Source organism: Chitinophaga barathri (assembly GCF_003807585.1).
Classification (GTDB): domain Bacteria; phylum Bacteroidota; class Bacteroidia; order Chitinophagales; family Chitinophagaceae; genus Chitinophaga; species Chitinophaga barathri.
On the sequence record NZ_RMBX01000008.1, the window covers coordinates 149,211 to 169,408 of the forward strand.

The window sequence follows — 20,198 nt, forward strand, 5'->3', positions numbered from 1 at the left end:
CCGAATATTATGCATTTTGAACAATCTGGTAAACGGTTCCGGGCAATAGTAGCATAATAACACTTCCGCTGAACAAATTGTTGCGGAAAGTGTTTAAGCCTGTGTTAACTATTTTCAGAGCTGGTCCCCGGTCTTCATTTTTTCAGCGTTCTCCGCGAACTGGAGCGCCTGTACCATGTCTTCTATCTCCCCGTTCATAAATGCATCCATGTTATACACGGTCATACCAATGCGGTGGTCTGTAATACGGCCCTGGGGGTAATTGTAAGTGCGGATCTTTGCGGAGCGGTCCCCGGTGCTCACGAGGCTTTTCCTTTTGGAAGCGATCGCGTCCTCATGTTTGCGGACGGCGGCTTCGTATATGCGGGTGCGTAACATACGCATGGCAATATCTCTGTTCGAGTGCTGGCTGCGGCCTTCCTGGCATTCCACCACTACGCCCGTGGGGATGTGGGTGAGCCTCACGGCGGATTCCGTTTTGTTTACGTGCTGGCCACCCGCGCCGGAGGAACGGAAGGTGTCCATTTTGATGTCTGCTTCGCGAACGTCCACATCCACATCGTCCGCTTCAGGCAGCACAGCTACCGTGGCGGCGGAGGTATGCACGCGGCCGGATGCTTCCGTGGCCGGTACCCTTTGTACGCGGTGTACGCCGGATTCAAACTTGAGTGTACCATACACATCGTCTCCCGTCACTTCCACCACTACTTCCTTATAACCACCGGCACCGCCGGCGTTTTCGTTCATGATGGCGGTTTTCCAGCCTTTGTTTTCACAATAACGCAGGTACATCCTCAGCAGGTCGCCGGCAAACAGCGCCGCTTCGTCTCCCCCGGTACCGCCCCTGACCTCCAGGATAGCATTCCTTTCGTCCTGGGGGTCTTTCGGGATCAGCAGGTTGCGGATGTCCGCCTCCATCTGGTCCTTCTGCTCGCTCAGGCTCTCGGTTTCTTCTTTCGCCAGTTCACGCATTTCGTCATCCCCGCTTTCCAGCACTTCTTTGTTGAAAGCAATGGAATCCAGCAGGTTGCGGTAAGCGTCGTACGCTTTTACGATCTTTTCAAGCTGGCGGTATTCTTTGCTGAGCTTGCTGAACTGTTTATTATCTTTTACCACTTCCGGGTTAGTAAGCGCAAGGGCTACCTGTTCGTACCGGCCTTTGATGGCATCTAATTTATCGATCATAATAAAATTTCTGTTTCGTGGAAACGTTTACGGGCTGCGGCGGATTATAATGATTCAGGGAAATTGCCGTATTTCGTAATCGCTTCGGGTTGCAAAATTACGTTTTTGCCCATTAATAAAAAGGGGGAAGCGGCCCGATCATTTTTAAATGTTAATTCGGAAAGCATGATCAAGCTAACAGCAGGGGATATATTCGACGGGCAAAAGTTCCTGGGGGCGGACCGCTGCCTCATCCTGGACGAGGATGGCGCGGTATCGGCCATTGTGCCGCGCAGCTGGGCGGGTGAAGGGATCATTGAGGTGGAAGGCTGGCTTTGCCCCGGTTTTATCAATACCCACTGCCATCTTGAGCTTAGCCATATGAAAGGGCTGATCCCCGAAGGCACGGGCCTGCCCCTTTTCCTGCAATCCGTGATGGAACAGCGGGAAACGCCCCCGCCGGAGGCCGTGCTGGATGCCATGGACAAAGCCGTCGCCGCCATGAAGGCCGAAGGCATCGTAGCCGTGGGCGACATCTGCAATACCGCGGCCAGCCTCCCGCTCAAAACCCGCCCCGGCATGTACTGGCACAGCTTCGTGGAATGTATGGGGTTCATTGACGCGGCCGCCCCACGCAGGCTGGAGCATTCACTGGCCGTACTGGCCCGTTTCCGGGAAAAAGGCATGCCCGGCTCGCTGGTACCCCATGCCCCCTATTCCGTGTCCGCCACCCTGTTCAAACTGCTGGCCGGCATGGAAAACAATATCCCGGTGACCATCCACAACCAGGAATCCGCTTCGGAAGATTCCCTGTACCGCTCCAAAACAGGCGCGTTCCTCGACTTTTACAAACATTTTAATATGGACATCTCCGGGTTCGGGATGACGGGCAAAACCAGCCTGCAAAGTTACCTGCCGTATTTTTCCTCTACCCCGCGCATGCTGCTGGTGCACAACACCTACACGCAGCCGGAAGACATCCGCTACGCCACCGCCCGTGAACAGGAGATATTCTGGTGCCTTTGCCCCAATGCGAACCTGTACATAGAAAGCCGCCTGCCGGATGTCACTGCCTTCATCAGTGAAGGGGCGCGCATCACGCTGGGTACGGACAGCCTGGCGTCCAACCGGCAGCTGTCCATATGGGCGGAAATAAACACCATCCACCAGCATTTCCCGGAGATACCGATGGCTACCATCCTGCAATGGGCCACGCTGAACGGCGCGAAGGCACTGGGCATTTCAGCCACATACGGCAGCCTGGAGAAAGGAAAAAAACCGGGGCTTGTGCAGATACATAACGGTAACGCAAAAGCATACACGATTTAATAATCAATACATTTGCACCACTATGAATGACTTCTTAAACCAGCAATTCCTGGATAATTCCGTGAGGAACTATTTGATAGTGGCCGGTATTATCCTTTTCGTGTATTTCATCCGCCGTTACCTCTCCAAAGGGCTGGCAGCGGGCCTGTTCAAGCTGATCAAACACTGGAGCCCCAGCATTGCGCAGCAGGAATTTGTGCAGCTGCTCTTTAAGCCGCTGGAGTATTTCCTGCTCATGACTGCCTTTATTATGGCGAGCAATCACCTCGTGTTCCCTTCTGATCTGAACGTGATCGTGTACAACCGTGCGGCCGAACCTTACACCCTGCAAATGCTGCTCACCACGCTGCTCAAGATCGTGTTCAGCATGACCATCATACTCATCCTGCTCCGCCTGATAGACTTTATCTCGCTGATCCTTGAGAAAAAAGCGGACCTCACGGAAGATAAAACAGACAACCAGTTCATCATATTTTTCCGTGACTTCTTTAAAGCCATCATGTTTATCATCGGGGCGATGATCCTGATCAATATCCTGTTTGGCAAAGATGTGGTGGACAAGCTGGTGGCTGGTCTTGGCATCGGCGCGGCCGCCCTCGCCCTCGCCGCGAAAGAAAGCATCGAGAACCTGATCGGGTCGTTTATTATTTTTTCGGACAAACCGTTCCGCGTGGGAGATTTTGTGAAGGTGGACGCTTTCCAGGGCACCGTGGAGAAGATAGGCCTGCGCAGCACGCGCCTGCGCACGCTGGAAAAAACATTTGTAACGGTGCCGAATAAAAAGATGGTGGACAGCGTGCTGGACAACCTTTCCCTTCGCACGCAACAGCGTGTGTCGCTGAAGCTGGAGCTGGCGGGCGATACCACGTCGGACAAGGTGGCCTCCGTCGTGAAAAGCATCCAGGATTACCTGGACAAACACGAAGATGTGGAACCAGGCTACTCGGTGAACATGTTTGATTTCACAAAAGACTCCTACACCATCCAGGTGATCTATATGACCAATATCATTGAAGGCGCGGCTTACCTGGACCTCCGGGAGAATGTGAACCTTGCGGCCATCAGCATCCTGGAAAAGAACGGGGTGCGGCTGGCGATGAGAACGGAATCCACGGTATAATTTATTCAAATGCCCATAGTAAAAGCGCCCCGGAAACATTCGAGGCGCTTTTGTTTGCATCATCCTGCAAAAGGAAAAGGCTGCCAAAAGACAGCCCTCATTGTATTCGTCAAGTTAACTGCTTAGTCTTTTTTGTTCATCTTCATGATGATCTGCGCGAGGTCCTGCTCCACGGATTCTTTCGAATTACCGGAGATGCGGCCTTCTTCTTTACCGTCGCGCATCACGAGGATGGTGGGCACGCGTTTGATCTTATAGCCGTCCGCCACATCGTTGCCGGTGTTGCCGGAGTTGTCCGCGCCGTACATGTGAATGCTTTCTTCGGGCACACTGGCCAGGATCATCACTTTGTAAAAACGGCCCAGCAGGTTCTGGCTGGCTTCGTCTGTGGTGTTCACCAGCGCTACCAGCTGGATCTTGTCTTTATTGGACTTGATATAATTAACCATGGTCGAATTGGCATCGTAGCGGTTTACACCATTGTGAAACCATGTAAATGCGGAATCAGCCAGCAGCTGCTTCATTTTAAATTCCCCTTTCAGCTGTTTGCTCTGTGCCGCATGGTTGTGACTGCTCTGTGCCATTGTCACGGAGCTTAACAACAATCCGCACCCCAGTAATACTTTGTGTAAACGCATAATTTGTGATTTATAATTGATCTTTTAACTCTGTCAGAAATTGCCGCACTTTTTGCAGGCTTTTGATCATTTCGAAGTTCCGGGAAGCGGAACGTTTGTCTTCCCGCAGCTTCTGTTTGGCTCCTTCTATCGTGTATTTGCGCTCGCGCAGCAGGTGATAGATGAGTTTCAGGTTGTGAATGTCTTCCTGCCGGAAAAGACGGTCGCCCTTACGGTTCTTTTTGGGTTGCAGAATATCGAATTCATTTTCCCAATAACGGATGAGGGAGGTATTCACGCGGAACATGCCGGCCACTTCGCTGATGGAATAGTATTGTTTGTCCAGCGTGAGTTTTTCCAGTTCCTGGATCACATGCGGATCGCCCGCCAGCTCCTTCAGACTTTTACGGCCACGCTTTTTGCCTTTCGGCGGAGCGCCGTCTGCGGGAAGGGCGGCCTCAGCACCTTCCGCATCCGCCTCTCCGTTTTCCCCGGGCTGGGGCCGGACGGGCGTTTTTACAGGTGCGGGCTTTTGCGGCTCGGCGGCTCCGAATAAGTCCAGTTGCTGCATCATAACCGAAATAAATTGTATTGATAAAAAGAATACGGATACAATATTACGGAATCCATTTTATGCACAACCCGCCTTTTCCTCCAATAATCATTCCATTAATCGAAAGACTGGTTGCCCGAACGCGCAATCTTCAGCATACGGTCAAATTGCTCAGGGGTAAGATCGTTATAGAAGAAGTACACGGGATCTACTTTGGAGCCATTTTTCATGACTTCGTAATGGCAGTGGGGGCCGGTGGATTTGCCGGTGCTGCCTACCCAGCCCAGCACATCGCCGCGTTTTACCGCCTGGCCGCGTTTTACTTTCATGCGCACCATGTGGCCGTACAGGGATTTGTACCCGTAACCATGATTTACCACCACGTGATTGCCATACCCCACATCACTCAGGCTCGCTTCTTCTATAGTACCGTCGCCGGTGGCATAGATGGGCGTGCCGGAAGGCGCAGTGAAGTCCAGGCCGCTGTGAAACTTCATGGTTTTATAGATCGGGTCTATCCGGTAACCGTAGCCGGAGGCGATACGGTCCAGGTCTTTGTTGGACACTGGCTGGATGGCCGGGATAGAAGCCAGCATTTTTTGTTTGTTCTTGATAAGATCTTCGATCTGTTTGTAGGATCTCTCCTGTACCTTCACGCGGTTGTTCAGCTCGGTGAGCATGGTGGCGGAAGCGGCTATCAGTTCGTTATTGGCTTTGGATTCCAGGCGGAGGTTTTCCGCTTCTTTGTCTTTCCCGGGTTTGCCGGCACGCACGCTGTCCGCGATGGGCGCGGCTTCGAAGATGACGCGGTAGATCTCGTTGTCCCGGTGCTGCAGCTCGTCCAGCGAACCTTTCATTTCGGCCATGCGGCCTTTCAGCACGTCGTATTCCTCTTTCATGCTTTCAATGTCCTGGCGCAGGAATTTTTCCTTGGGCGATTCCAGGAAGCGGTAAGCGACAGAAAGGAATAAGATCCCGGTAACGATGGCAGCCGAGAGAAACCCCAGGATGCGCAAAATTTTAACCCGTACGGAGATTACGAGCTTTTCGTATTTAAGTGTTTGAGTATTGTAGAAATATTTGACCTTCTTCATGAACCTTGAGGGTTGATATGGTGCGCGAACGATTCAACGCGCTGTCCGGATTTTTAGTATCAGTGCATTCCCCGGTTTTTTTCACAGGAAAACGGCGGTTATGCCTTGTTTTTGTTTATTTCAATATTTTTGCACCGCATTCAACCTACGCTAAAAAAATTGTACGGTTAAACCGGGGTCCGCAAACCTAATGGAATTAGGTTAAAACGTCAACCTTTTGAATCTCAATTTCTCAGCGGTCCACTTTGCAATAACCACAAATTAAAGGGAAATTTGGGATGGATGCAATTATAAAGTTAAAATTAGATATTAATACACAGTAATATTTTATGACCGCAGCTGAGATCAGACAACAATTCCTCGATTTTTTCGCTTCAAAAGGCCACCAGATAGTGCCCAGCGCACCTATCGTGGTAAAAAACGACCCCACCCTGCTGTTCACCAACGCGGGTATGAACCAGTTCAAAGACCTTTTTCTCGGCAATAAGCCGGCGCCTTACAAAAGAGCGGCGGACACCCAGAAATGCCTGCGGGTAAGCGGTAAACATAACGACCTGGAGGAAGTGGGCATAGACACCTATCACCACACCATGTTCGAAATGCTGGGCAACTGGAGCTTTGGGGACTATTTCAAAAAAGAAGCCATCCAATGGAGCTGGGAGCTGCTCACGGAAGTGTATAAATTACCGAAAGACCGGTTGTATGTAACTGTATTTGAAGGAGATAAGAAAGAAAACCTGGAGCCGGACACCGAAGCGAAGGACTACTGGAAACAATATATCCAGGAAGACCGCATCCTGATGGGCAACAAAAAGGATAATTTCTGGGAAATGGGCGATACCGGCCCCTGCGGCCCCTGCACGGAAATTCACGTGGATTGCCGCACCGATGAGGAAAGGGCCAAAGTTCCCGGGAAAGACCTCGTGAACAACGACCATCCGCAGGTGATCGAAATATGGAACAACGTATTCATGCAGTTCAACCGCATGAAAGATAAAAGCCTGGAACCCCTCCCCGCCAAACATGTGGACACCGGGATGGGCTTCGAGCGCCTCGCACGCGTGATCCAGGGCAAACAGAGCAATTACGACACGGACGTGTTCATGCCACTGATCCATGCCACTGAAAAACTTTGCGGCAAACAATACGGGCAGACCGAAAAAACAGATATCGCGTTCCGCGTGATCGCGGACCATATCCGTGCTATCTGCTTCACGATCGCGGACGGCCAGCTGCCCTCCAACAATGGAGCCGGCTACGTGATCCGCCGCATCCTGCGCCGCGCCGTACGGTATTATTTCTCTTTCCTGGACGTAAAAAAACCATTGCTGCATGAGCTGGTGCCCGTACTGGCCGCACAGTTCAGCAAAGTATTCCCCGAGCTGGAGCAGCAGACGGACTTTGTGAAAAAAGTAGTGTTTGAAGAAGAAAACAGCTTCCTCCGTACCCTGGACAGCGGCCTTCGCCGACTGGACGTGATCACCGCCGGGGAAAAATCCAAAACCATCGAAGGCCCCGTAGCCTTTGAATTATACGACACTTTCGGTTTCCCGCTGGACCTTACCATGCTCATCGCTTCGGAAAAAGGATTTAAAGTGGACGAAGAAGGCTTCACCGCCGAAATGAAAAAACAGAAGGACCGCTCCCGCGCCGCCACCGAGCTGGACATGGGGGACTGGACCCTCCTGCAGGACCAGCCTTCCGGCGTCTTTATCGGCTACAACCAGCTGAGCGCCGAAGCCAAAGTGCTCAAATACCGTAAGATCAAAGCCAAAGGCAAGGAACAATACCAGCTGGTGCTGGACCAGACGCCCTTCTACGCGGAAAGCGGCGGCCAGGTAGGCGATACCGGCGTGTTCCGTTTCAGCGGCGAAACCATCCCCGTGACGGACACCAAAAAGGAAAACGACCTGATCGTACATTTCGTGGACAGCCTGCCCGCCAAGATAGAAGGCACCGTACTGGCTGAAGTGGATGCCGCCAAAAGGCTGGACACCGCCCGCCATCACTCCGCTACCCACCTGCTGCACGCGGCTTTGCGCCAGGTATTGGGCACTCACGTAGCCCAGAAAGGCTCGCTCGTCAATGCCGACTATCTCCGCTTCGACTTCAGCCATTTCGCCAAGGTGACGGACGAGGAGCTGGCGCAGATCGAAACGATCGTGAACGAAAAGATCAGGGAAAATATCCCTGTTGTAATAAAAGAACTCCCGCGCGAAGAAGCGCTGAAGCTGGGTGCTATGGCCCTCTTCGGTGAAAAATACGGGGATACCGTACGCGTGGTGACCATAGACCCCGCATATTCCATCGAGCTTTGCGGTGGCACCCATGTAGGGTACACCGGTGAGCTGGGGCTGTTTAAATTCATCGCGGAAAGCGCGGTAGCCGCGGGCGTACGAAGGGTGGAAGCCCTCACCGGGGCCAAAGCAGAAGCTTATGTGAATGAACAGCTGGCCCAGCTGAAGGAGATCAAAGCCCTCGTCAAAAACCCGAAAGAGCCAGCCAAAGCACTGGAAACGATCATGGCGGACAAGGTTGCGCTGGAAAAACAACTGGCTGCCCTGGAAGTGAAACAGGCCGTACAGCTGGCCGCCACCCTGCCCCAGCAGGCAGTAGCGGTGAACGGCGTGCAGTTCCTCGGCGCCCTGCTAGACGCTGCCAGCGCGGATATGCTCCGGCAGGTGGCCACTTCCGTAAAGGACCTTCTAACGGCTCCTTTTGTGGTAGTGCTGGCCTCCAATATCGCCGGCAAGGCGCAGGTATCCGTATTGCTGTCGGACGACCTGGTGAAGTCCAAAGGGCTGAACGCGCAGAAGATCATTAAAGAGCAGGTGGCCGGCCTCATCAAAGGCGGCGGCGGCGGGCAGCCTACCCAGGCGAACGCCGGCGGGCAGGATGTGAGCCAGCTGCAGCAGGTGATCGAAAATGTGAAGGGAATTTTATAATAAACATCTCATTATCAATACCATTGAACGGGCTTCCAAAATGGAAGCCCGTTTTTTATGATGCCTGTTCGGTGGAATATGCAGGAATAGGCAGAACACTTTTCCACTTTTACATAAAGGTTAGACAAAGGTTACACCGGCTTTTATAAAGGTTACAGTGAGTTAGACAAAGGTTAGCGGGCATGTTGTTGGGTCCTGTTATGATGGTATATTCACCCAAACCCCACCTTATACGAAGCTTATAGGATAGATATACGAGAGATATAGGATCGTTATAGGAGAAGAAATGGCAAAATAGTATCACAGGCGGGCAGATTCACTTATTCCCAAGCCTTCCATCATTTCAGGTCGTCATTAAAAATCCTCTTCGAAGCCGGCTTTGTTTTCAATTTCCCAAAATTTACACTAAAGTTTGCCGCAATACTCCTGTTAGGTGTCAGTACACGGGTGTATTCATAAAATTGCACACTATTCCGCTCACTGATCATCCTCGTCCCTTTTCTGAATGGCTCGGTTAAAATGATGCCAATGCTGGCGGCATCGTTCAGGATATTTTTCCTGATCGCGGTGTTGAACAGGGTAAACCCGTTACCATAACCCTGTATGGTCCTCTGCGGCGTTCTGGCTGTGAAAAACCCTTCAAGGGAAATACCTTTCTTTAAACGCAAGGTTGCGTTAACATTCCCGGATAATACCGTACTGCCTGCCGACCGGCTTGAAAAGTAATATTTATCCGATGGGCTGCGCGTATCATTTGTATTGATATTCAGGTTCCCCCGTAAGCTCAGGTTTTCCCCGACTTTGACCGAAGACGTTAAGTTGACGCCCCAGGACCTGCTGGTCCCGATATTATCATAGGTGGTGACAGATATCGCAGCTTGTGTATTACCCATCGTTGTATCCGGCGATATGGTGGTATACCTGTCGATTACCTTTTTGGTGACGCGGTAAAAAAAGGTAATTCCATAGAAGTTATCCCCCTGGTTCAATGAATAACCCAGTTCGGGCGAATGGACTATTTCAGGCTGGAGGTATGGATTTCCCTGTGTACGGTTATAAGAATCGCTGGCGCTGATGAAGGGGTTGAGATATCCTGTTCCGGGGCGATGCAATCTTTTGCTATAACTGAGCTTTATCTGTTGTTTACCCGATCCCATGTTTTTTGCAATTGCCAGAGCCGGTAATAAATTTATGTAATGGGTGTTAACTGAAGGCGTCTGATGCAATTGGCCGGATAACGTGTTGAGGGTGGTCAATTCCGCCCTGGCCCCCGCTCTTACGGTGATTGTTTTCGATAAGCTGACCAAATATTGCCAATAACCCGCAACAACATTCTGCCTGAATTCAAAAAGATTGGTCCTGCCAGGGTTCAATAACAGATCCTGTACCAGCGGATCGTAATTATACACCTTAAAGTCATTGACAAAATCACGGATGATGGCTTTTACTCCACTCTCCATCTTTCCTTTACCCAGGGTGGATGAGAAATCGCCCTGGAAGGTTATTTCAGTGTTCCGGTTTTTCTTATATGCCTTTTCGGAAAAGAAATGGTCCGGATGATTGAACTGAAGACTTGAAAGATACTCCGGGTTGCCGTTGTTTTTATTGACCAGGAAGGAAAAAGAAAGCATTTTATCTTCTGCTCTGAAACGGCGGGTGTAATCGAGGTAATAGTCCGTTCCTGTGCCATTCCCCGGGGCTTCCATACTCCCCGTAAAGTGCTGCCGGGCCATATTATTCCCCGTGACCGATCCGGTCATTTCTCCGCGTTGAAGATCACGGGACCCATTCATCCCCACAGATACCCGCAGCTGGTTATATTTATTCCAGTTAAAATCAATTCCGGCCATGGCTCCGGCACCCCGGCGGCGGTCGTACACGATGGATTCCTGTCTGTTCGTTGTCTGATACACGAAGTCTTCCCGCTCATAACTTCCCGGGCGTTTGCGCATAAAGCTAAAATTGCCGTTCAGATTTGTATAGAACAGGAAATTATTTTTCTTAACCGCAAGATTTATACTGCCATTATTCCTCAGGTTGCTGACACCGAAATTCATATTGCCATTCATTCCCTGCCGGAAACTCTTTTTTGTAATAATATTGATGATCCCCGCGCTTCCCTCGCCATCATACCTGGCTGAAGGATTCGTAATAATCTCAATACGGCTTATTTCAGCCGCCGGGATGCTTTTCAGCGCATCCGCAGTATTGCGAAGGAAAAGTGAAGACTGTTTTCCATTCAGTAGTATCCTGGGATTGGCATTCCCCCTCACCGAAACATTTCCTTCAGCATCCACGGTTATCATTGGCGCCTTCCGGAGCACGTCCGATGCATCTCCTGCGGAAGAAGTGATATCATTTTCCGCATAGTAGATCAATTTGTCTATGTCGCTCCTGATAACTTCTTTTTTTGCAGTAACTATTATTTCTTTTAATGACCGGGAAGCGGGTTTGGAGGTGTCCTGCGCATGGGCATGACAATAACATATCACTACCAGAAGGCAGCAAATAAACGTTTTCATGACCTTATTTTTAAGGAAGGGTGATTAAACAGAAGCTATGGTGACTGTTCAGTTCTTTTTATCCTGGGACAGATAATAACAGACGAAGAGGGATAAACCGGTATAGATCAGGGTGGATAATAAAATAAATTCCTTGGTCTCGCCGGGCATTTTAAAAACGGCCGCCAGCAGGATGCCCGTGATAATTCCAAGCGCCGCCCCCAAAAAGAGAATTCCGCCGTATAAAAATAGTTTCCGGCCAAACTTAGTGGAATAGATATTTACCAGCGAAGGGTCCAATCCTTTTTCGATCATCGCGCGGCGTTCCTTTGACCGGTAGTATTGCCTGAGGGATAACAATACTCCCGCGGCGATAATGACAGCTGAGATAATTATTGAAAGTTCCATAAAAAGGTAAAATTAAATTGTTCGTTTCCATATTTGACAGGAACTTTAAGCAGACGGTTACATTTGGCAAACACCCGGTGAAATGTAACCAACAGGCTGCTTCATCTGTCAAATAACAAATGGACCAAAGGACTGACGAAGAAATAATCAGTTTTGTACTGAATGGACATGTCCAGGACTTTCGGCATATTGTCAGGAGGCATCAGCTCATGGCCTATAGAACAGCCTACTCTGTGACGCGTAATCATGAAGATGCCCAGGAAGTTGCACAGGATGCGTTCATGAAAGCGTTTTCTTCGCTTCATACTTTCCAGGGCAGGTCCAGGTTCTCCACCTGGCTTTTCCGGATTGTGTATCATAAGGCATTAAATCACCTGGAAGGATCAAAATCCTATAAAAAGCACGTCGGCCTGGATGATACTACCGGCATGGACCAATATTTCACGGGCGATAGTTTTCAAACACTCGTTGGCAAAGACCAGGCGAGGTATATCGGGAAGGCGCTGGACCTGTTAAGTGCCGGGGACAGGGTAGCATTGAGCCTGTATTACCTGGACGGGCAATCCCAGCAGGAGATCTCCACGATCACCGGCTGGAGCCCCGCTTCGACCAAACTGCGGATCCATCGCGCCAGGGCCAGGCTGAACCAGGCATTACACAAAATATTGGACACCGAAAAAGACAACTTATTATGAACGCGGAAAACACTGATTTTGACAGGGCCCTGATTTCTTCACTGGAGGGAAAAAAGCCTGCCCCCGGTCTAGATGAAACCATCATGGCCCGGATACTTCTTGCCAGTGAGCAGGAAAGGAAAAGAAAAAAGACGGAGAAAACAGTCATGCTTATTTATTCAGGGCTTACGATCGTCACCCTTTCGCTCCTTTTTTTTGTGAAAAGGGGGTTAAGCATTTTACCGGACCTCCACTTCCCGGAGCTGAGACAGTCCTTATCCGGCAGCCCGGACCTGGCGCTTTATTATAAAACGGCTGTTGTGATCTGTATTATCTCCCTGATCTGTTTTGGAAGCTACTTTGCCAGATCCAAGTCCCTTATTACCAGGCGAACGATGGATTAACACCTATCAAATTTATACACAACATCTATCCGTCCAGGGTCGTTTTTTAACAATCCCTTATATCCTTCCACCCGTTTTTAACATTTTTTTACCCCTATATCCCGCTAAATTTGCCAAAACCAATTACTCCTATGCGCAAAATATTATACACTTTCAGCTTTGGCCTCATCGCTATGGCAACACTGGTTCTCCCGGCATCCGCCCAGGAAAAACGTTCCGGTAAACTGGGAGAGTATGATGAGATCGTCATCAAACGGAAAGGCGGCTCCAAAGACGCCAAAGTGACCGTGGAGATCAAAGACGGCGAAGTATTGATCGACGGGAAAAAGATCGACGATTATAAAGACGGCAGCATCACCGTACAGCGCCGCGTGATCACCCCGCGGAACGGCAACATGGCCGGCAATGGCGGTATCCAGTTTTTTGAGGATGAAGACAGCGATCTCCGCATCACTCCCGGCACGGCAGTACTGGGCGTGATCACTGAAAAGAAAGTGGCGGAAGGCGCCACCGTGGCTTCCGTAGCGGAAGGCAGCGCGGCGGACAAAGCCGGCCTGAAAGAAGGAGACGTGATCACCAAAGTGAACGATCATAAAATAACAGAACCGCAAGACCTTTTTGAAACCATCGGCGCACTGAAGCCGGGGGACAAAGTAACGGTCACCTACCTGCGCAATAAAAAAGAACAGAAGGCGGATGCCACACTGGGCAAAAGGACCTCCGTGTCCCCACGCAGTTTTGGCCTGAGCCCTGAAGGCGACGATATGAATCCGTTCCGCTTCAGGATGCCCCAGGCGCCGGACAGCCGCCCACTGGACAGGTTTTTCCCTGAACGGGCGCCCTCACTGGGCCTCACCGTGCAGGATACGGAAGACGGCAAAGGCGCTAAAGTAACGGGCGTGAAAGAAGGCTCCGCGGCTGAAAAAGCCGGTTTTAAAACGGATGACCTGATCACGGAAATTGCCGGCGAACCCGTGAAAAGTGCGCGCGATGTGGCGGAAGCCTATCGCGGTCACAAAGACGAAGCCAGCATTACCGCCAAAGGTACCCGCAATGGCACGGCGCAGACCTACACCATCAAGGTGCCGAAAAACCTGCGCACAGAAAATTTGTAAAAAGTAAGGCGATTATAGTTTAAGTGTAAGCAAAGAGAGGCGGTCCGGTTTATCCGGGCCGTTTTTGTTTAGGGAGATTATGTTAACTTGTACATAAAAACGACGATGAAAATAAATTCTTTAAGGCCCTTATTAAGGACCCTTGACATGGACGGAACAATCGCGTTTTATACCGGCATATTGGGCTTTACACTGGCTGCTAAAAATGACGATTGGGGCTGGGCATCCCTGTATAAGGACGAGGTATCTATCATGCTGGGAAAACCCAATGAACATTGGCCTTTCGATAAACCGTCCTTCACCGGCAGCTTTTATTTTAACGTCGACAATGTGGATGAACTCTGGGAACAGGTAAAAGACAAAACGACCGTCTGTTATCACATCGAAAATTTTGAATGGCAGATGCGCGAGTTCGGCATCTACGACAACAACGGGTACCTGTTGCAGTTTGGACAGGACATCACACCTTAAGTCCCTTATTTCTGTATCATTTTCAGCAGCTTCAGCTTGTTCCCGAACGGCGCGTATTTCATTGGCACATCCAGCCAGGTGCCGGTTTTCAGTACTCCTTTTTCGTGGGTGAATTCATAGAAGCTGTTCCGCCCGTGATAACGCCCCATGCCACTGTAGCCGATGCCTCCGAAAGGCAGTTCCGCATTGGCAAAATGCACCAGCGTATTATTGATACAACCGCCTCCGAAAGCTACTTTTTCGATAAAGGCCTGCTCCGTTTTCCGGCTTTTGGAAAAGATGTAAAGCGCCAGCGGGTAAGGATTCTCAGCGATCATCCGAATGGCGTCCTCCGTGCTTTTGTAGGGGATCACGGGCAGCACCGGGCCGAAGATCTCTTCTTTCATCACGGGGGCATCAAAAGATACATCCGTAAGGAGCGTGGGGGCAATGAATTTGTCCGCGCGGCTGGTTTCCCCGCCGGTGTATACGGAGCCCTGTGACAGGTAAGACGCCACCTGGTCGAAACGTTTTTCGTTGATCAGCCGCGGGTAATCGGGGCTGTCCGCCACGTTTTCACCGAAAAACTGGTGAATGGCGGCTTTCATATGTTCCAGCAAAGGATTCATTATTTTCTGATGCGCCAGCACATAATCCGGTGATATACAGGTCTGCCCGGCGTTCCAGCATTTGCCCCAGATGATGCGCCTGGCGGCGGTCTTCAGGTCCGCTTTTTCGTCCACGATACAGGGGCTTTTGCCGCCCAGCTCCAGCGTTACCGGGCTGAGGTGCGGCGCGGCCATTTCCAGTATCTTTTTCCCTACGGGAATGCTACCGGTGAAAAAGACATGATCAAAGCGGTGTTTCATCAGCTCGGGGATCACAAGGTGGCCCTCTCCCGTTACCACAGCTACGAACTGCGGTTCAAACACGTCCGCGATCACCCGCTGTATCACCGCTTCCGTGGCCGGGGCCAGCTCGGAGGGTTTCAGAATGGCGGTGTTTCCTGCGGCGATGGCGCCTATTAACGGGTTGATCAGCAGCTGGAAGGGATAATTCCAGGGGCCTATCAGCAGGGTAAGGCCTTTCGGTTCCCGGTAAATAACGCTGCCGGAAGGGTAATGCATCAGCGGCGAACTGACCGGCTTGGGCCGCATCCACTGCCGGAGGTTGGTGAGCGTATGGTCTATTTCCTCGTAAAGCAGGCCGATTTCGCTGCCGTAGGCTTCCACGGGAGATTTCCGCATATCTGTATGCAAAGCGGCCAGGATGGCGTCCTCGTGCCGTTTGATGGCCTTCCTGAGTTCTTTGAGCTTCGTTTTCCTGAATGCAAAAGGGCGGGTGGCTCCCGAGGCGAAGTAGCTGCGCTGGGCCTGGTAAATATCGTGGATTGTCGTCATTAGGGTATTTCTTACCTGTACAATTTCGTGAAAATTCCCTGCTTTTTTGCAGTTTGAATATCTTTGTGCGAATCAGCAGGAAGAAAATCAATATGAGCGCGAGCATCGATTATAACAAGTATGAAGCGGTAATAGGCCTCGAAGTGCATGCCCAGCTGCAAACCGAAAGCAAACTGTTCAGCAGTGACAGTGCGTCTTTTGGCGGTTTGCCGAACACCCATATCAGCCCGGTTACTCTCGGGCACCCCGGCACCCTGCCCTTCCTGAACGGGAAAGCGGTGGAGCTGGCCATCAAATTGGGTTTTGCCTGCCATTGCGAGATCGAGAAAGAGAATTTTTTCGCCCGTAAGAACTATTTCTACCCTGATCTCCCGAAAGGGTACCAGATCAGCCAGCATACGGCGCCTATCTGCATCGGCGGATATGTGCCCATTTTTGTTGACGGCCAGGGCCGGAACGTACAGCTGAACCGCATTCACCTCGAGGAAGATGCCGGCAAAAGCATGCACGACCAGGACCCGGACAATACCATGGTGGATTACAACCGCGCGGGCGTGCCCCTCGTGGAGATCGTAAGCGAGCCGGACCTCCGGAATGCGGACGAGGCCTATGCCTACCTCACGGAGCTGCGCCGCCTCGTGCGCTGGCTGGACGTCTGCGACGGTAATATGGAAGAAGGCTCCATGCGCTGCGACGCAAACATTTCCATCCGCCTCAAAGGGGAAACCCACCTGGGCACCAAAGTGGAAGTGAAAAACATGAACTCCATCCGCAACGTCAAACGCGCGATCGAAAACGAGATCAAACGGCAGATAGAGCTCACCGAAGAAGGCGGGCATATCGTACAGGAAACGCGCAGTTTCGACGCGTCCAACGGCAGCTCTTTCCCCCTCCGCTCCAAGGAAGAAGCAAACGACTACCGTTACTTCCCCGAGCCGGACCTTGCGCCCTTCCACCTCACTGCCGATTACCTTGAGAACATCAGGGCCACCCTGCCCGAGCTTCCCGAAGAAAAAGTAACCCGGTATATCGGCCAGATGGGCCTTCGTGAATACGATGCCCGCGTGATTGCGGACGACAAACCCACAGCGGATTATTTCGAAGCTCTTGCAGCCGCTACCCCGCACCTGCAGGCAGCCGCCAACTGGATGCTGGGGCCCGTAAAATCATGGCTGAATGAAAACAATGCCGACATCAGCGCCTTCCCCGTGAAACCCGCCGCCCTTGCGGAACTGATAGCCATTATTGCAGACGGGAAGATCAATTTTTCCATTGCTTCCAGCCGCATCCTGCCGGTGATGATCACCGAACCGGGCAAAAACCCGCTGGCCATCGCCACCGCGCTGAACCTCATCCAGGACACGGACGAGGGCAGCATTTTGCCGGTGATAGACGAAGTGCTGGCCAAATACCCGGCGAAAGTAGCCGAGTTCAGGTCCGGTAAAAAAGGTCTGATCGGGCTGTTTGTAGGCGAAGTGATGAAACTCAGTGGCGGAAAAGCCGACCCGAAACTTACTAACGAGTTATTAATGAAGCGTTTAAACGGTTGATAAGCCGTTCATCCCAAATGTCGGGAATAACCCTTTATCACTGCCGGCCGGTTGCCGTGGCTTGTTATATGTTACATCCCGTTTTGGCGGGGGAACGCACTAACATGCCGTGACCGGCTACATAATTTAACAAAACCGGGAATAAGCTTCCGGTTAATTAACCCTATTTTTGAAATGATTATCAGAACTAAAGAAAAGCCCATGAAAAAATTAGCCATTTGGTTGTCTGCGACGGCCTTGCTGGCGTCGTGCAACAATCACCCGGAAAAAGGAGGATTTAAGATCGACTTGCAGTTAGCCAACGCTCCGCTCGAAAAAGTGTATCTCGAAGAAATTGTAGGACAATCTACCAAGATAGTGGACACCACCGCCGTAAAAGACGCTTCAGGTAAAATTGAGCTGGATGGCATGGTGACGGACCAGGGTTTGTACCGCATCCGTTTTGAAAACGGCAAATACATCCTGCTGGCCCTCGACGCCGGCGACATGAGCATCAAAGGCGATTACAACGAACTGGAAAAGATCCAGGTGAAAGGTTCCGATGCCACCGAAGAAATTCAACAGCTCCTCAAATATTACAGCGACAAATCACAGGTGCTCAGCAAAGAAATGCAGGCCATGGACAGCCTTCGCCTGGCCAAAACGCCGGACAGCCTGCTGGCCGCCCGCAGGCAGAGCTTCGAGCAGGAAGCCGATAACTTCAAAAAACATTTCCTCGAAGCATCACAGCAGAGCAAACACCCGGTACCCGCCGTATTTGCATTGCAGCTGGTAGGCTTTGAAGATGCGGAAGACCTGCTGTCCCATAAAAAAGATTTTGAAGCGCTCGCCAAAAAGTTCCCGGAAAACGCGATGGTGAAAGACCTCATCAGCAACATCTCCAATGTGGAAAAAGATGCCAAAACCGAAGCCAGCAGCGGCCCTACCGCTATGATCGGTCAGCAGGCGCCGGACTTCACACTGCCTGACCCCACCGGAAAACAGATCAGCCTCAGTTCTTTCAAGGGTAAATATGTACTGGTGGATTTCTGGGCCAGCTGGTGCGGCCCCTGCCGCCAGGAGAACCCGAACGTGGTGCAGGCTTATCTCAAATACAAAAACAAGAACTTCACCATCCTCGGCGTATCCCTCGACAAAACGAAAGACGCATGGATGAAAGCCATTGCGGACGATGGCCTCGCATGGTCCCACGTGAGCGACCTGAAGTTCTGGGAATCTTCCGTAGTGCCTTTATACGGCATCACTGGCATCCCAACGAACATCCTGGTGGACCCACAGGGCAAGATCGTAGCGGCAAACCTCCGCGGCAGCGGCCTGGAGCAGAAGCTGAGTGAATTGTTACAATAATATTTCTCTGTAAATAAAAAAGGCGCTCCGGAATACGGGGCGCCTTTTTTATTGCGGGCATGTAATCAGTTGTAGCCTGGGTTCTGCGCCAGGTTTTCATTCTGCAAAGTTTCCTGGAAGGGGATCGGCCATATCACCAGCTGCGAGTTCCAGTCCTGCTCCGTTTGCAGCGGAGGCCGTGCGGGAATGTTGCGTTTGGTGCGCAGGAAATCTATTTCACCGAAACCTTCAAAAGCCAGTTCCATCCTTCTTTCATTCAGGATCAGCTCTATCAGTTCGGCCTGCGTTACCGGCGGTACGATCACAGAGGCGTTGGAACGCTCGCGGATGTCCATCAGTTGGGCCAGCGCATTGGCATCCACGCCGGCGTTCTGCCTTGCAAGCGCTTCCGCTTTGATCAGTTTGATCTCGGCCAGCCGCAGGATCGGCACCCAGGAATCGAAGGTGTTATCATAATATTTCCCCGTCCAGTAGGTGAGGTTCGGCGCGGTGCCGGTGCTTCTCAGCATGGGGGATATCCTTCTTTTATCCGTGAGCCCAAAGTTCGGCAGGTTGCGGTAAGCGGCGCTCACGCTGATGTCTCCACGGCCCCTGGGACTGTAGTGTTGCCCGATCGCATTGTTCGTATTCGGGTTGTCGGAATTGTTCATCGCTACGGCAAAGATGCCTTCCACGGTTGTCGTGTAATTTTCGGACGTGAAATAATCGATGGGATCTTCTTCAAGATCGAAGCCGCGGGGGGATGCGAGTACCGCATCAGCTTTTGCATTGGCATTCGGGTAATCGCCCATGGTGAGGTATATCCTCGCCATCAGCCCATCCGCGGCAGCTTTGGTGGCTCTTGCGTGGTTGTAATATGCATCGTCCCAGTCTTCAGGAAGGTTCGCGGATGCTTCCGTGAGGTCCGCGAGCATTTGCACATACACCTGCCTTACGGTGCTCCTCGAGATCTTGTTCGCCGGGTTTAGCGCGTCCGCACCGTTCAGCGCCGCATCCAGCACCAGCGGTATACCCGCGTGGCTGGCGTCCGGAGTAAATACGTACGTCTGCGCCCAGATGTTCACAACGTAATAGTATACCAGCGCACGGATGAACCTGGCTTCCGCATAATACACTTTTGCCGCTTCGTTGCCTATCACGCCTTCGTTCATCTGGAGGTTCTTCATGAAATAATTCGCTTCAAAGATGGAGCGGTAAGCGCCTGTCCATGCGTTTAATGCGGTGACGTTGTTCGACAGCATGTTAAAGGTGGGTATCTGCCCGAAGAAGCTGGATACGGTCACATCGTTCCCCCGCTGATCCACGTATATCAATGCGCGGCCGCCAAGGAACTCCGCATTCTGCAGGGCGTCGTACATACCCAGCGCGGCTTTTTCGATGCGTGCGGGTGAGTTAAAAACCTGCGAAGGATCGATGTTTACATACGGCTCCTGTTCGTTCACCTTGGAGCATGCCGTGAATAACAGCAGGCCGCACAGGCCCCACCTGATGATGTTGAAGTATTTATATCGTGTGTTCATGATCATT

General features: G+C 51.4%; 17 protein-coding genes. 9 read left to right on the forward strand and 8 right to left on the reverse strand.

The features are described from left to right. Nucleotides 1–114: 114 nt before the first annotated feature. The gene (gene prfA / locus EG028_RS15800) at nucleotides 115–1,185 is read right to left on the reverse strand and encodes a peptide chain release factor 1 (RefSeq protein ID WP_120517523.1); all 1,071 of its coding nucleotides are present in this window, start codon (nucleotides 1,183–1,185) and stop codon (nucleotides 115–117) included. Between the two features lie 165 nt (nucleotides 1,186–1,350). On the opposite strand from prfA, the gene EG028_RS15805 reads away from it, so the two are divergent. Together EG028_RS15805 and EG028_RS15810 are read left to right on the forward strand one after the other, a co-directional pair. Continuing rightward, a complete protein-coding gene (locus EG028_RS15805) occupies nucleotides 1,351–2,493 on the forward strand; it encodes an amidohydrolase family protein (RefSeq protein WP_120517524.1) in 1,143 nt (380 codons plus the stop codon). Nucleotides 2,494–2,515: 22 nt separating this feature from the next. Beyond that, complete coding sequence (locus tag EG028_RS15810; protein WP_120517525.1) at nucleotides 2,516–3,613, forward strand: mechanosensitive ion channel family protein; 1,098 nt, start codon at nucleotides 2,516–2,518, stop codon at nucleotides 3,611–3,613. Between the two features lie 122 nt (nucleotides 3,614–3,735). On the opposite strand, the gene EG028_RS15815 is transcribed toward EG028_RS15810, so the two are convergent. From EG028_RS15815 to EG028_RS15825, 3 genes are all read right to left on the reverse strand, one after another. Continuing rightward, the gene (locus tag EG028_RS15815) at nucleotides 3,736–4,251 is read right to left on the reverse strand and encodes a thioredoxin family protein (protein ID WP_123864687.1); all 516 of its coding nucleotides are present in this window, start codon (nucleotides 4,249–4,251) and stop codon (nucleotides 3,736–3,738) included. A 10-nt stretch (nucleotides 4,252–4,261) separates the two neighbouring features. Then, nucleotides 4,262–4,804 carry a MerR family transcriptional regulator gene (locus tag EG028_RS15820; protein WP_241559148.1) on the reverse strand — a complete coding sequence of 181 codons (543 nt, stop codon included), beginning with the start codon at nucleotides 4,802–4,804 and terminating at the stop codon, nucleotides 4,262–4,264. 95 nt (nucleotides 4,805–4,899) lie between these two features. Continuing rightward, entirely contained in the window at nucleotides 4,900–5,877 is a 978-nt protein-coding gene (locus EG028_RS15825) for a M23 family metallopeptidase (protein ID WP_120517527.1), read from the reverse strand. Nucleotides 5,878–6,206: 329 nt separating this feature from the next. On the opposite strand from EG028_RS15825, the gene alaS reads away from it, so the two are divergent. Further along, entirely contained in the window at nucleotides 6,207–8,822 is a 2,616-nt protein-coding gene (gene alaS / locus EG028_RS15830; RefSeq protein WP_120517528.1) for an alanine--tRNA ligase, read from the forward strand. A 338-nt stretch (nucleotides 8,823–9,160) separates the two neighbouring features. On the opposite strand, the gene EG028_RS15835 is transcribed toward alaS, so the two are convergent. Both EG028_RS15835 and EG028_RS15840 read right to left on the reverse strand, forming a co-directional pair. Next, a complete protein-coding gene (locus EG028_RS15835; protein ID WP_120517529.1) occupies nucleotides 9,161–11,344 on the reverse strand; it encodes an outer membrane beta-barrel family protein in 2,184 nt (727 codons plus the stop codon). Nucleotides 11,345–11,392: 48 nt separating this feature from the next. Beyond that, the gene (locus EG028_RS15840) at nucleotides 11,393–11,731 is read right to left on the reverse strand and encodes a hypothetical protein (RefSeq protein WP_123864688.1); all 339 of its coding nucleotides are present in this window, start codon (nucleotides 11,729–11,731) and stop codon (nucleotides 11,393–11,395) included. 119 nt (nucleotides 11,732–11,850) lie between these two features. On the opposite strand from EG028_RS15840, the gene EG028_RS15845 reads away from it, so the two are divergent. The 4 genes from EG028_RS15845 to EG028_RS15855 all read left to right on the forward strand — a co-directional run bounded on the left by EG028_RS15845 (nucleotide 11,851) and on the right by EG028_RS15855 (nucleotide 14,395). Further along, nucleotides 11,851–12,426 (forward strand): RNA polymerase sigma factor, encoded by a 576-nt coding sequence (locus EG028_RS15845; protein ID WP_120517531.1) that lies wholly within the window; start codon nucleotides 11,851–11,853, stop codon nucleotides 12,424–12,426. Further along, nucleotides 12,423–12,809 carry a hypothetical protein gene (locus EG028_RS27565; protein WP_120517532.1) on the forward strand — a complete coding sequence of 129 codons (387 nt, stop codon included), beginning with the start codon at nucleotides 12,423–12,425 and terminating at the stop codon, nucleotides 12,807–12,809. The genes EG028_RS15845 and EG028_RS27565 overlap by 4 nt, the downstream gene beginning before the upstream one ends. 131 nt (nucleotides 12,810–12,940) lie before the next feature. Then, entirely contained in the window at nucleotides 12,941–13,924 is a 984-nt protein-coding gene (locus EG028_RS15850; RefSeq protein ID WP_120517533.1) for a PDZ domain-containing protein, read from the forward strand. A 105-nt stretch (nucleotides 13,925–14,029) separates the two neighbouring features. Further along, nucleotides 14,030–14,395, forward strand: coding sequence for a VOC family protein (locus EG028_RS15855; protein ID WP_120517696.1), 366 nt, complete (start codon nucleotides 14,030–14,032; stop codon nucleotides 14,393–14,395). A 5-nt stretch (nucleotides 14,396–14,400) separates the two neighbouring features. Here the strand turns inward: EG028_RS15855 and EG028_RS15860 are convergent, their stop codons facing one another. Beyond that, nucleotides 14,401–15,798, reverse strand: a complete 1,398-nt coding sequence (locus tag EG028_RS15860) for an aldehyde dehydrogenase (RefSeq protein ID WP_262707117.1) — start codon at nucleotides 15,796–15,798, stop codon at nucleotides 14,401–14,403. Between the two features lie 68 nt (nucleotides 15,799–15,866). Here EG028_RS15860 and gatB point away from each other — a divergent pair, with 68 nt between their 5' ends. Together gatB and EG028_RS15870 are read left to right on the forward strand one after the other, a co-directional pair. Next, nucleotides 15,867–17,324, forward strand: a complete 1,458-nt coding sequence (gatB, locus tag EG028_RS15865) for an Asp-tRNA(Asn)/Glu-tRNA(Gln) amidotransferase subunit GatB (protein ID WP_120517697.1) — start codon at nucleotides 15,867–15,869, stop codon at nucleotides 17,322–17,324. 201 nt (nucleotides 17,325–17,525) lie between these two features. After that, on the forward strand, nucleotides 17,526–18,671 hold the full coding sequence (locus EG028_RS15870) for a TlpA disulfide reductase family protein (RefSeq protein WP_206614463.1): 1,146 nt from the start codon (nucleotides 17,526–17,528) through the stop codon (nucleotides 18,669–18,671). Between the two features lie 65 nt (nucleotides 18,672–18,736). Here the strand turns inward: EG028_RS15870 and EG028_RS15875 are convergent, their stop codons facing one another. Then, nucleotides 18,737–20,191, reverse strand: a complete 1,455-nt coding sequence (locus tag EG028_RS15875) for a RagB/SusD family nutrient uptake outer membrane protein (RefSeq protein ID WP_162946543.1) — start codon at nucleotides 20,189–20,191, stop codon at nucleotides 18,737–18,739. Nucleotides 20,192–20,198 lie beyond the last annotated feature (7 nt).